General features: G+C 64.2%; 7 protein-coding genes. 3 read left to right on the top strand and 4 right to left on the bottom strand.

All coding sequences use genetic code 11. The features are described from left to right. Nucleotides 1-7: 7 nt before the first annotated feature. From O3298_RS27375 to O3298_RS27365, 3 genes are all read right to left on the bottom strand, one after another. Nucleotides 8-1,783, bottom strand: coding sequence for an ice-binding family protein (locus O3298_RS27375; RefSeq protein WP_305061033.1), 1,776 nt, complete (start codon nucleotides 1,781-1,783; stop codon nucleotides 8-10). A gap of 274 nt (nucleotides 1,784-2,057) precedes the next feature. Beyond that, on the bottom strand, nucleotides 2,058-2,525 hold the full coding sequence (locus O3298_RS27370) for a DUF2147 domain-containing protein (protein WP_099665508.1): 468 nt from the start codon (nucleotides 2,523-2,525) through the stop codon (nucleotides 2,058-2,060). A 114-nt stretch (nucleotides 2,526-2,639) separates the two neighbouring features. Then, nucleotides 2,640-5,447 (bottom strand): valine--tRNA ligase, encoded by a 2,808-nt coding sequence (locus tag O3298_RS27365; protein WP_305061032.1) that lies wholly within the window; start codon nucleotides 5,445-5,447, stop codon nucleotides 2,640-2,642. 170 nt (nucleotides 5,448-5,617) lie between these two features. On the opposite strand from O3298_RS27365, the gene O3298_RS27360 reads away from it, so the two are divergent. Both O3298_RS27360 and O3298_RS27355 read left to right on the top strand, forming a co-directional pair. Then, nucleotides 5,618-7,972, top strand: coding sequence for an ankyrin repeat domain-containing protein (locus O3298_RS27360; RefSeq protein WP_305061031.1), 2,355 nt, complete (start codon nucleotides 5,618-5,620; stop codon nucleotides 7,970-7,972). A gap of 537 nt (nucleotides 7,973-8,509) precedes the next feature. Continuing rightward, nucleotides 8,510-9,589 (top strand): porin, encoded by a 1,080-nt coding sequence (locus tag O3298_RS27355; RefSeq protein WP_305061030.1) that lies wholly within the window; start codon nucleotides 8,510-8,512, stop codon nucleotides 9,587-9,589. Here the strand turns inward: O3298_RS27355 and O3298_RS27350 are convergent. Next, entirely contained in the window at nucleotides 9,586-11,670 is a 2,085-nt protein-coding gene (locus tag O3298_RS27350) for a bifunctional diguanylate cyclase/phosphodiesterase (RefSeq protein WP_305061029.1), read from the bottom strand. The genes O3298_RS27355 and O3298_RS27350 overlap by 4 nt on opposite strands. A 237-nt stretch (nucleotides 11,671-11,907) precedes the next feature. On the opposite strand from O3298_RS27350, the gene O3298_RS27345 reads away from it, so the two are divergent. Then, a complete protein-coding gene (locus O3298_RS27345; protein WP_289906795.1) occupies nucleotides 11,908-12,648 on the top strand; it encodes a Crp/Fnr family transcriptional regulator in 741 nt (246 codons plus the stop codon). Nucleotides 12,649-12,684: the final 36 nt, after the last annotated feature.

Here is a 12,684-nt window from a genome sequence, read left to right as displayed (position 1 = left end):
GTCCCGGTTATTTGGTGATCTGATTGTTGCGCAGGGTAACGGCGGCAGCCGTCAGCACGCGGCCATTGAGCAGGGTCGTGTTGTCGCCCACCGTGATGGCGGCCGACTGGCCCAGGATATTGCCTTTGAAGACGCTGTTAGCGGCCAGGGTGGTGGGGCCGACGGGCAGCCAGCTGACGTTGTCGGCCGTGGCGCCATTGTTCAGGGCGACCACCGAGTTGACGGTCGAATTCAAGGTCAGCGCCGTGCGGAAGATGTACACGCCGGGACCGTTCAGGGTCAAGGTACCCGTAATGCTGATGGCGCCCGCGTAGCAATACACGCCGGGGCCGAAGGTCTGGCCGCCCAGGTCGATGCCGCCGGCAAAGCTGACGTCGCAAGTGCGGCTGTTGCCGTCCGTGATCGCCGCTTGCAAATCCGTCATGGCGCCGGCCAGGATGGCGCCCGACTTGTAGTTGGTAAAACCGGCCGCCTGGGTCGGATCGACCGTTTGCGAAGGCGCGCCGACGTCGCCCGTGATCAGGGTGGTGCCGCCCGAATTGTTCGTGATCGAAGTGCCGGCCAGCACGCCGAATGGCGCCGCGCGGCCCAGGATGATCGGGTTCAGGACGGGCGGGATGGCGACGGCGGAGACGGTCAGCAGCGCGCTGCCCGACTGGCCGCCGGCCGTGGCCGTGATATTGCTGGTGCCGACGGCGATGCCCGTGGCGACGCCCGTGTTCAATACCGTGGCATTGGCGACGGTGCCCGAGGTCCAGGCGGCGCTATTGGTGATGATGGCGTTCGAGCTGTCCGAATACGTTGCCGTGGCAATGAATTGTTGCTGGGTGCCGACCGCGATGCTGGCGGTGGCCGGCGTGACGGCGATGCTGACGATGGTGGCGGCAGGCACGGTGACGGTGGTGCTGGCCGTCTTGCCGTTGAAGCTGGCATTCATGACGCTGCTACCAAAGGCAACGCCGGTGACGAGGCCATTGCTGGCGACACTGGCGAAAGCGGGCGTGGCGGCAACAAAGCTGCTGCCGGCCGTGACGTCGGCGGTGCTGCCATCCGAATACGTGGCGAGGACGGCCAGCTGGCGCGTCGCGGCGACGGGGATGATGGGGTTTTGCGGCGTGACGGCGATAGCCAGCAAGGTCGCTGGCGTGACGGTCAGTACGGTGCTGGCCGTGAGCGTGCCCGTGGTGGCTGTGATCTGCGTCGTGCCGGCAACTTTGCCCAGGGCCAGGCCGCCAGTGGCGATGCTGGCCGTGGCGGGACTGGCCGAGGCAAAGGCCGAGACGGCCGTGACGTCGCGCGTGGCGCCGTCGCTGAAGCTGCCGCTCACCATAAATTGCTGCGTTGCCGCGATGGCGATCGATGGCGCGAGCGGCGTGATGGCGATGGCCGTCAAGGTGGCCGGCGAGACGGTTAGCTGGGCCGCCGCGCTCTTGCCGCCGAACGCGGCGCTGATGCTGCTGCTGCCGGCAGCCACGCCAGCGGCAACGCCGCTGCTGGCATTGACGGTGGCATTGGCCGGCGTGGCCGACGTCCAGGCTGCCTTGGCGCTGACGTCTTGCGCGGAGCCGTCGCTGTACGTGGCGATGGCCGTGAATTGCTGGCCCGCGCCGATGGCGACGGTGGCCGTGGCGGGCGTGACGGCCAGGCTGGACAGGGTGGCGCCCGGCAAGCCGAGGATGGGATCGCGCCCCTGGTCACCGCCGCCGCAACCGGCGAGGGCGGTCATGGCCAACAAACCTGCCGAGACGAGCAGCGGGGTCAGATATCGCTTGAAGAGATTCATATAGTTCCTTTGTGCATGGCAGTCATTGCCGGGCATCCGCGGATGGGGTCATCCGGCAGAGCCATGCCGCCTTTCGCTACAGGGCGATGGCGTCACAGGCATGCACTATTTCATTTAGGAAACTTCAAGTATGTTCGGTGGCGCGCATAGCTTGCCCGCACGTGGAAATACGCCAGAATGGGAGGAATTTGGCCTGGAAAACAACAGGTTTGCCGCAGGGGGGCGCAAAAAAGCCGACGCAGGGCCGGCTTCATCAGGACAGGGCGTGCGTTGATTACTCTTCGCGCACCCACGTTTGCGAGCGGCCAAACATCGGCACGCCGACATAGCCGCGCACTTGCAGCTTGGTGCCGCCTTCGATCAGCTCGGCCTTGCTCTTGTAGACCTTGCCGCTGGCCGGGTCCGTGATTTCGCCGCCCGTCCATTCCTTGCCGTCATATTTCAGGCCGGACAGGATCACCAGGCCGATGATGGGCTGGTCCTTGTTGGCGCCCGTGCACTTGTCGCACTTGGGATTTTGCTCTTCGTTCGGGCCGCGGAACAGCTTTTCGATCTTGCCTTGCAAGACGCCGTTGCTTTCCGTGATGACGACGAGGGATTTCGGCTTGCCGCTGGCATCGTCGATGGTTTTCCACGTGCCGACGGGGGTGTAGTTGCCGTCGCGCGCGGCGGCGCTGCCGGCGATGGCCAGGGCGGCCATCATGATGCTTGCTGTGACGCTTGCTTTGAAAATTTTATGCATTGCTAGTCTCCAATGGTTTTTTTGATCGGGTCACGAACAGTGTATATACCAAGGCAAGACCAGCCATCCTGCGCGGCGTCACGGATGACGCCGCGCAATCTTTCCAAACTTGCCTTATGCGCTGGCTAGTTTAGCAAACTGTTCGCGCAGTTTTTCAATTGTCGCCGAAAAACTGAGCAAACGCTCGTTTTCTTGCGCAACGATGGCGGCAGGGGCGCGCGCGACGAAACTTTCATTGCCCAACTTGCTGTTGACCTTGGCAATTTCCGCTTCGATGCGGGCGATTTCCTTGCCCAGGCGCTCGCGTTCGGCGGCCACGTCGATTTCCACTTTCAGCATCAGCTTGGTGGTGCCGACGATGGCGACGGCCGCTGGCGAGTCCGGCAGCGCATCGACGATCTGCACTTCGGCCAGCTTGCCCAGCGACTGGATGTACGGTGCGTACGACGCCAGCGCTTCTTTCTCGCTGGCATTGCCTGCCTCGACGATCAGCGGCACGCGCACGGATGGCGAGATCTGCATTTCGCCGCGCAGGTTGCGCGTCGCGTCCGTCAAGGCTTTCAGCTGCTGCATCCACGCTTCGGCCGACTCGTCGATCTTGTCGGTGTTGGCGATCGGATACGGCTGCATCATGATCGAATCGCCCTCCGGCTTGAGCGTCTTGCCGGCCAGTGGCGCCACTGTCTGCCACAGGGCTTCCGTGACGAAGGGGATGATCGGATGGGCCAGGCGCAGCACCACTTCCAGCACGCGCAGCAGGGTGTGGCGGGTGGCGCGTTGCTGGCCTTCCGTACCTTGCTGTACTTGCACCTTGGCGACTTCCAGGTACCAGTCGCAATACTCGTCCCACACGAATTTGTAGATCGATGCGGCGATATTGTCGAAACGGAAGTCTTCGAAGCCCTTGGCCACGTCCAGTTCCGCTTTTTGCAGCAGGGAAATAATCCACTTGTCCGCTTGCGACAGATCAACATCATTTGCCGTGCAATCCTTGCCTTCCGTGTTCATCATGACGAAACGGGTGGCGTTCCACATCTTGTTGCAGAAGTTGCGGTAGCCTTCGCAGCGGCCCAGGTCGAAATTGATGTTGCGGCCCAGCGAGGCATAGCTGGCCATGGTGAAGCGCACGGCGTCCGTGCCGTAGGCCGAAATGCCTTCCGGGAATTCCTTGCGCGTGGCCTTGGTGATCTTTTCCGCGTCGCGCGGGTTCATCAGGCCCGTGGTGCGCTTGACGATCAAGCCTTCCAGGTCGATGCCGTCGATCAAGTCGATCGGGTCCAGGGTGTTGCCCTTCGACTTGGACATCTTTTGCCCTGTCGAATCGCGCACGAGGCCGTGCACGTAGACGGTTTCAAACGGCACCTTGCCCGTGAAGTGCGCCGTCATCATGACCATGCGCGCGACCCAGAAGAAGATGATGTCGAAACCCGTCACCAGCACGGATGACGGCAGGAAGGCCTTCATGTCCGGTGTTTCTTCAGGCCAACCCATGGTCGAGAACGGCACCAGCGCCGACGAGAACCACGTGTCGAGCACGTCGTCGTCGCGCTTCAAGGGGCCCGTGCTGCCGGCGGCCTGCGCCTTGGCTTCCGCTTCGGCTTGCGTTTTCGCAACAAAGATATTGCCGGCGTCGTCGTACCACGCCGGGATTTGATGGCCCCACCACAGTTGGCGCGAGATGCACCAGTCCTGGATGTTGTTGAGCCACTGGTTGTAGGTGGTGCTCCAGTTTTCCGGCACGAACTTGATTTCGCCGTTGGCGACCTTGTCCAGCGCCGTTTCCGCGATCGACTTGCCGGGGAAGAAAGTGCCTTCCGGGGCCGGCTTGCTCATGGCGACAAACCACTGGTCCGTCAGCATCGGCTCGATGACGACGCCCGTGCGGTCGCCGCGCGGCACCATCAGCTTGTGGGGCTTGACTTGCTCGAGCAAGCCTTGCGCGTCCAGGTCGGCGACGATCTGCTTGCGCGCGGCGAAGCGGTCCATGCCGCGGTAGGCCTCGGGCGCATCGTCCGTGATCTTCGCGTCCAGGGTCAGGATGACGATTTGCGCCAGCTTGTGGCGTTGGCCCACGGCGTAATCGTTCATGTCGTGCGCAGGCGTAATCTTGACGCAGCCCGTGCCGAATTCCTTGTCGACGTATTCGTCGGCGATGATGGGGATTTCGCGGTCCGTCAGCGGCAGTTTCAGCATCTTGCCCACCAGCGCCGTGTAGCGCTCGTCCGTCGGATCGACGGCCACGGCCACGTCGCCCAGCATGGTTTCAGGACGGGTGGTGGCCACCGTCAGGAAGCCGCTGCCGTCGGCCAGCGGGTACTTGATGTACCACATGGAGCCGTCTTCTTCCTCGGACACCACTTCCAGGTCCGAGACAGCCGTGCCCAGCACGGGGTCCCAGTTGACGAGGCGCTTGCCGCGGTAGATCAAGCCTTGCTCGAACAGGCGCACGAAGACGTCGGTGACGACTTTCGAGCGCGGTTCATCCATCGTGAAGTATTCGCGCTGCCAGTCGGCCGAGGCGCCCAGGCGGCGCATCTGGCCGGTGATGATGGAACCGGATTTTTCTTTCCATTCCCACACTTTTTCCACGAATTTCTCGCGGCCCAGGTCATGGCGCGAAATCTTTTGCGCGTCCAGCTGGCGTTGCACGACGATTTGCGTGGCGATGCCCGCGTGGTCGGTGCCGGGAATCCAGGCCGTGTTGTGGCCCAGCATGCGGTGGTAGCGGGTCAGGCCATCCATGATGGTCTGGTTGAACGCATGGCCCATGTGCAGGGTGCCGGTGACGTTCGGCGGCGGCAACTGGATGCTGAAGGAAGGTTTTCCGGCATCGAGGGTGGCGGTGAAGTAACCGCGCTGTTCCCACTCGGTGCGCCAGAATTGTTCAATGTCGGCGGGCTCGAAAGACTTGGCTAATTCCATGATTTGGCGTGTGATTGGCAAAAGGAACCATTATAAGGGGTGCATAAAGCATGCGCAGCAAATAGCGGCCCTGGATGCGCCGAAAAGCCGCGCACGATTGAGCAATATTGCTTCATTGTATTTTTTCTAAGCTATCATATTTGCAACATTACTTGAAAGCCCAGACTATCATGAAAAAAATGTGGCAATTGGCCGTGCTCGGCGTCGGATTGGCTGCCGGCGGCGCATGCGCCGGCGTTCCGGAGGGGATGGCGGCTTTCCAGGCCGGGCGCTGCAGCGAGGCCGTGAGGCAATTGAGCGGACCGGCGCAAGGTGGCGATGTCGAGGCGCAAAAAGCCCTCGCCGATATCTATCAGGGCGAGCAAGGATGCCGGGACGTGGCGCGCAGCGAGGCCGAAGCCGAGCGCTGGTATCTGCTGGCGGCCAAGGGGGGCGACCGCGCCGCGCAGAAGGCGCTGGTTTTCATGTATGCATACGCGCCCGGCCGCATGCGCAATCCCGCGCGCGCGCGGCCCTGGCTGGGCGTCATGGCCGCGCAGGGTGACGGCAAGCCGCTGCAGGAACTGGCGCAAATGCATGAACGGGGTGAAGGCGGGCCGGTCGACCGGGTGCTGTCGTACGCGCTCAACCTGCTGGCGCAGCAAGACAAGGAGTGGAGCGGCGCGGCCGCGATGGAGAAGTCCCTGCCGGCGCAGCGTGACAGGATGTCGCCGGACCAGGTCGATGAAGCCGTGCGCCTGGCTGCCGGCTGGAAGCGGGGCGCGCCCTTACCGGCGACGTCGCTGACGGGACAGCGTTCGCCGCAGGACTGGTACCGCCGCGCCGCGGAGGGCGGCGACATGGAAGCCGCCTACCAGTTGGGCTTGCTGTGCTGGAAAGGCACGGGCGGCCTGGATGAGCCGCAGGCCGCCCGCTGGCTGCGCAAGGCCGCCGAAAGCGGCAGTGCCAAGGCCCAGTTGCAGCTGGCTGTTCTGTATGGAGAGGAGGCGGGCGTGCCGCAGGACTATGTGCTCGCTTCCATGCTGAGCCAGTTGGCGGCGGCGGGCGGCGCGGCGGAGGCCGGCGACGTCGTGGCCCGCTGGGCAAAGAAATTGAATGCGGCGCAACACGCCGAGGCGGATCAGCTGGCGCGGGCATGGAAGGTGGGCATGCCATTGCCGCAGGTCTCCGTGCACGGCATGGAACGCCTGATCAATTATGTGCACGAGGCACGCAACAAGCTGCCGCCGACGCCAGAGGTGACGGCGCTGTTCAAGGCTGCCAGAGAGGGCGATGAAGCGGCCTTCGGCAAGCTGCTTGCCGGTGTCGCCGAGCCGGGCAACTATGCGATCGACAGGCTTCCCTTGCTGAACTATTTGATCTTGCCCCCATCCGGCATGTTCAAAGCCGAAGCGGCATGGCTGAAGGCGCAAACGTGGCGGGACGACGATCAGGAGCGACTGGCGCAGGCGTCGGAGCCGGCCCGCCGCCAGGCGCTGCGTGAGCGGCACGCCGCGCTGTTGCCCACCAAGCTGCGCATGATGACGCTGCTGTTGCAACGCGGCGTGCCGCTCGGCGAAGGCGATACGCTGTACCACGCCGCGCCCCTGCATCTGGCTGCCCTGTATGGCAATGCCGCGATGGTGCGCCTGTTGCTGGCCCATGGCGCCGATGCGCGGCAATACGGCGGCGAAAACCAAACGATGGCGCCGCTGGAATACGCCTTGCAGCAGGAGGATGCGGGCATCTTGCCGGAATTGATCGATGCGAATGAACGGACGGCCAGCATGATCGCCTTGCTCGACGCAGGCGCGGGCCGGCCATATTTGCTGGTAGATCAGTATCTGGCAGAGAAAAAAGCCAAGAAAGGCGGGGCTGCGCAGCCAGCCGAACGGCCGCTGGCCGATTCGTTGACATGGGGGCGCTTGCTGCGCCTGACGCGCGGCACTGAAGTGCTCGACAAAATGCTGGCCACCGGCACCACGCCGAATATTGATGAGCAGGAAAAGTCGCTGTACGCCTTTGCCGCCGAAGCGGGCAACGCCGGCGTGCTCGATTGGCTCAAGCAGCGCGTGCCCCGGCATGACGCGAAGGGCAAGGACCGCTGGCTCGACGCCGCGATGCGCGCCATGTACAACCATCAACCGGCGTCCGAAGACGTGCTGCGCCAACTGGTGGTGCCCGGCATGCCATGGCAGCAAGTCGGCCCCGCCGCCGAAGAGTCTTACAAGGGACAGGGGGCGGCGCTCGATTCGCGGCGCCTGGAAAAGGAGACGCTGCTGTGGCATGCCGTGCGCAGCCAGCGGCCAGACTGGGTCACTCGCCTGGCCGCGATGGGCGCGCCCGTCGTCAGCGACGGCTATCTTCCGCCCTTGCTGGCGGCCGTCGAAAATGGCGACGCGGCGATGGTCAAGCTGCTGCTGGGCCTGGGCGCCGATCCGCAGGCCGGGGGGATTTCCGTGTTGAAGGTGGCGCAGCAACGGGCGTCAACGTCGGAAAACAAAGCCGTGCTGGCCGCGCTGCGGGCGGCTGCCGCGGCGCGCTAGCATCCGGCAGCCGCACCGCTGCACAGGGCAAGGACAAGGCCGCCAGCCTGCCGCCGCAATAGCCGTTAGCCTGGCCGGCATGCGCCGCCTTGGGCGGCGACATCGCTGTGTTTTGGCGGCCTGGCGAGTCGTTTTACTGCAACAGAACGGGGATCAAGGCGCTGCCGATGCTATAATGCCGGCCTCGGCGCCTCCTGCCTCATCCTTGCGGACGGCGCCTGCAGACGCGGTTGTATCAACGTTTCATATCCAACACGCGCCCGCGTCTCAAGGCCAGCGCATCCGCGATGCCAGCCACCTTCAGCGCGTCCCCTTCGGGCCGGGCGCCTGAGCCACGCGCACCGCCAGCGGTGCACCATTCACGGCGGAATACCGCGCGCCATCGTCTTTATCGGCCGCGCCGCCACAGCTTAGCCAGGAATGTTGTTATCTGGCCCGTCGTCTTTCGATACGGCATGTAACTACGGCGCGCCTTGACGCCTGTGGCCGCGCCATGGCCGCGCGCTTTCCTGGTTTTGCCTTTACAAGGAAACCAGCATGAAAAAACTCTCGATCAGTGTCGGCCTCGTTTCGACCATCGCCACCCTGGGCGTCTTGCCTGCCGCCCACGCCCAGTCGTCTGCCGGCCCGTCGTCAGTCATCCCGTCGTCAGTCACCATCTATGGCTTGATGGATGCGGGCCTGGTGCAGGAAGGCGGCGTCAGCAAGCTCACCAGCGGCGTATCGGCCGGCTCGCGCCTGGGCTTGCGCGGCACTGAATCCCTGGGCAATGGCTTGCACGCCGTGTTCACCCTGGAAGCAGGCGTCCTGAGCGACTCGGGCCGCTCCGACCAGGCGGGGCAATTGTTCGGCCGCCAGGCATTTGTCGGCATCGACAGCCCGCTGGGCATGCTGACCGTGGGCCGCCAGTACAACCTGCAAAGCCAGGCGCTGACCGACGTGGCCGACCCGTTCGAGGGCGGCCTGGCCGGCGCGGCGACCAACCTGGCCGGCTATTCGGCCACGCGCATCGACAATACCGTGCGCTACACCTCGCCGGAATGGCGCGGCGTGACGGGCACCGTCATGTATGGTGTCGGCGAGCACACGGGGATTGCGGCAGATCAACGTTCGCTGGGCCTGGCATTGGGTTATGTCAACGGTCCCCTGACCTTGCGCCTGGCGCGCCAGAGCCGTGCCGGCGAGCCGGGCAAGGCCGACGTGAATAACACCATTCTGGCCGGTAATTACAACTTTGGCGTGGCCACGGCGTTTGCCGGCTATGGCCGCAACACGGGCGATGGCAGTAGCATGTTCTTTGCGGAAAATCCGTACGGCGCAGCGCAGGCGCCGGCCCAGTCCACCGACAGCCGCGACGCCATCGTCGGCGTCTCCGTGCCGCTGGGCGCGACGACACTGCTGGCCTCGTATGTGCGCAAGGATGACCGCGATGCGGCCAACCGCGACGCGCAGCAGCTGGCCATTGGCGCCACGTACGCCTTGTCCAAGCGCAGCAAGGTGTATGTTGCCTACGCGCATATCCGCAACCGCAACGACGCTGCCTACATGGTGGGCAATGCAACGGAAGTGGGCAGCGGCAACCGCGCCTTCAACATCGGTCTGCGCCACGCTTTTTAAGCGGGCAGCATGTTGCCTTCGAGCAGCAATGTTTCGAAAGCGGCGGCGGCCAGGGGGCGGCTGAACAAATAGCCCTGCATCTGGTCGCAGCCGTGCTGGCGCAGGAAGTCCAGCTGCTGCGCCGTCTCCACGCCTTCGGCGATCACTTTCAGGCGCAGGCTGTGCGCCAGCGAAATGATGGCGCGCACGATGGCCGCGTCGTCCATGCTGTGCGTGATGTCGCTGACGAAGGTTTTGTCGATTTTCAATACGTCGATGGGGAAGTGGCGCAGGTAGGCCAGGCTGGAGTAGCCGGTGCCGAAGTCATCGATGGACAGTTGCACGCCCAGTCCCTTCAGCTTGGCCATGATGACCGTGGCTTGATCCACGTCATGCATGACCATGCTTTCCGTCAATTCCAGTTCCAGGTGGGCCGCGGCGAGTCCCGTGTCCGCCAGCGCTTGCGCCACCGCGTGCAGCAGGTTCTTTTGCTTGAATTGCCTCGCCGACAGGTTGACGGCCAGGCGCAGCGGGCCATGGCCGGCCAGCTGCCAGGCGCGCGCCTGGGCGCATGCCGTGCGCAGCACCCAGTCGCCGATGGGCGTGATCAAGCCCATTTCCTCGGCCAGGCCGATGAAGCTGGCCGGCGGAATCCGTCCCAGCTGCGGGTGGGTCCAGCGCAGCAGCGCTTCCATGCCCACCACCGTGCCGCTGGCCAGGTCCAGCTGGGGCTGGTATTCGAGGTGGAATTGCCCCCGCTCCAGGGCGTGGCGCAACTCGCTCTCCAGTCCCAGCCGTTCCAGGGTGCCCGTATTCATGCTCGCGGCATAGAATTGCCAGTGGCCCCGTCCCTGTTCCTTCGCGCGGTACATGGCGATGTCGGCGTGCTTGATCAGCGTGTCGGCATCGTCGCCATCGTCGGGATACACGGCCACGCCCATGCAGCAGCTGAGGAAAAATTCATATTCGCCCAGTTGCAGCGGTTGCGTCACGGCGTCCTGGATGCGCTGCAGGATGGCCACGCCCGGTTCGCCATTGCCATGCTGGGGCAACAACAGCACGAATTCGTCGCCGCCCAGGCGCGCCACGGTGTCGACTTCGCGCGTCGCGTCGCGCAGGCGCTCGGCCACGCTTTTCAGCACCAGGTCGCCCGCATCGTGGCCCAGGGTATCGTTGACGAATTTAAAGCGGTCCAGGTCGATGAAAACCACCCACAGGGGCAGGCCGCTGCGCCGCGTCACGGCCATCGCCTGCTCCAGCCTTTCGCGCAGCAGGGCCCGGTTGGCCAGGCCCGTCAGGATATCGTGCCTGGCCTGAAATTCCAGTTCCTGTTCGAAACGCATGACGGTGCTGATGTCGTATTGCGCTACGACAAAGTGGCTGACGGGGCCATCGCCATCGTCGCGCACGGGAGCGACGAACAGCTCGCTCCAGTAGCAGCTGCCATCCTTGCGGAAATTGCGCACGATGGCCTTGCCTTCGCGCTGTTCGCGCAGGGCCGCCGTAATGGCGTGCATGTCTTGCCGCCCTTGCTCGGGACCTTGCAAGTCTTCCAGGCGCTGGCCGATGACTTCGCCGGCCGCATAGCCGGTGATGCGTTCGAAGGCGGGGTTGACGTATTCGATCAGGTAGCCGGGCGCGTCGGCGCTGCACAGGATGATGGCATTGGCCGACACTTCGATGATGCGTTCGCGCAGCCGCAGCGACTTTTCATTGTGCATGCGCGCGGCGATGTCTTCGGACAGGCGCAAATTGGCAAACTGCAGCGCCGCCGTGCGTTCGCCCGTGATGCGGGCAATCACGGAATTGCGCGACACCAGCTGATACACATACGCGGCCGCCAGCAGGCTCGACAGCAGACCGCCCAGCAGCACGTACAGCGAGCCGCGGTGGTTGGCGTCCAGGCCCATGCCTTTGGCCGGCAGCAGGGCGGCGCCCAAGGTGTGCGCGCTGGCGTGGTACTGCAGCAGCAGCCGGGTGCTTTCCGACTCGATCTGCCGCGCCGAGGCGTAGCACAGGGCCGTCAGGCACAGTCCGAACGCCAGTGTGAGCAGGGCCGAGGTGGAAACGGAAATGGAGATGCGCTTGAAGAATGATTGCATGGTGACGTCCCGTGGCAGCGCCGGTGCCGATCCATGATCAGGCAGGCCGGGCAGTGACTGACTGTAGGGCGGGCGGCGAAATACCGTCCGTTCGCTACCGAACGGACGGCCATGCCGGCAAGAAATATAGTCGGGGCACCGTGCCAGCGCTGTGTTACGCTGCACCACATGGCGGCCCTCGTTCGGACGCCTTTCATCGATCCCCTAGCTGACGACTGGAAACCAGGAAACCTGCCCATGTCGAGTCCGCATGCCCAGCTGCACAACCCGAATCAAAACCATTTGCTCGCCGCCATGCTCGACGCCGATTTCGCGCGCCTGGCCCCGTACCTGGAGCAAGTGTCGATGCTGCTCGGCGACGTGATCTACGATTCGGGCGACAAGCTGCAGCATGTGTATTTCCCCACCACGGCCATCGTTTCCATTCATTACCTGCTGGAAAATGGCGGTTCGTCGGAAATTGCCGGTGTCGGCAATGAAGGCGTCGTGGGCGTGTCGCTATTTATGGGCGGCAACTCGACACCGAGCCGCGCCGTCGTGCAGACGGGCGGCGTCGGCTACCGGCTGAAGGCGCATTTGCTGATGGAAGAGTTCGACCGCGCAGGGCCCGTCATGCGCTTGCTGCTGCGCTATACGCAGGCGCTGATCACGCAAATGTCGCAGACGGCCGTGTGCAACCGCCACCATACGGTGGAGCAGCAGCTGTGCCGCTGGCTGCTGCTGACCATGGACCGCTTGCCGAACCGGGAGCTGACGATGACGCAGGAGTTGATCGCCAACATGCTGGGCGTGCGCCGCGAAGGCGTGACGGAAGCGGCCGGGCGCCTGCAGCAGCGCGGCTTCATCAGCTACCGGCGCGGCCATATTTCCGTGCTGGACCGCGCCGGCCTCGAAGGCCATGTGTGCGAATGCTATGGCGTGGTCAAAAAGGAATTTGCGCGCCTGTTGTCGGACGTGCGCCAGCGCCAGGCTTCCTGAAGACCGCACTGCCTCGTATTCTTATCGTTGTCATAG

The organism is Janthinobacterium sp. SUN137, from assembly GCF_030587265.1.
GTDB lineage: Bacteria > Pseudomonadota > Gammaproteobacteria > Burkholderiales > Burkholderiaceae_D > Janthinobacterium > Janthinobacterium kumbetense.
This window is presented reverse-complemented; position numbering and strand designations above follow the sequence as displayed.

Excerpts from the sequence above, each read along its gene's own strand:
- O3298_RS27375 (WP_305061033.1), bottom strand. The coding sequence starts at position 1,783 with ATGAATCTCTTCAAGCGATATCTGACCCCGCTGCTCGTCTCGGCAGGT.
- O3298_RS27360 (WP_305061031.1), top strand. The coding sequence starts at position 5,618 with ATGAAAAAAATGTGGCAATTGGCCGTGCTCGGCGTCGGATTGGCTGCC.
- O3298_RS27350 (WP_305061029.1), bottom strand. The coding sequence starts at position 11,670 with ATGCAATCATTCTTCAAGCGCATCTCCATTTCCGTTTCCACCTCGGCC.
- O3298_RS27370 (WP_099665508.1), bottom strand. The coding sequence starts at position 2,525 with ATGCATAAAATTTTCAAAGCAAGCGTCACAGCAAGCATCATGATGGCC.
- O3298_RS27365 (WP_305061032.1), bottom strand. The coding sequence starts at position 5,447 with ATGGAATTAGCCAAGTCTTTCGAGCCCGCCGACATTGAACAATTCTGG.
- O3298_RS27345 (WP_289906795.1), top strand. The coding sequence starts at position 11,908 with ATGTCGAGTCCGCATGCCCAGCTGCACAACCCGAATCAAAACCATTTG.
- O3298_RS27355 (WP_305061030.1), top strand. The coding sequence starts at position 8,510 with ATGAAAAAACTCTCGATCAGTGTCGGCCTCGTTTCGACCATCGCCACC.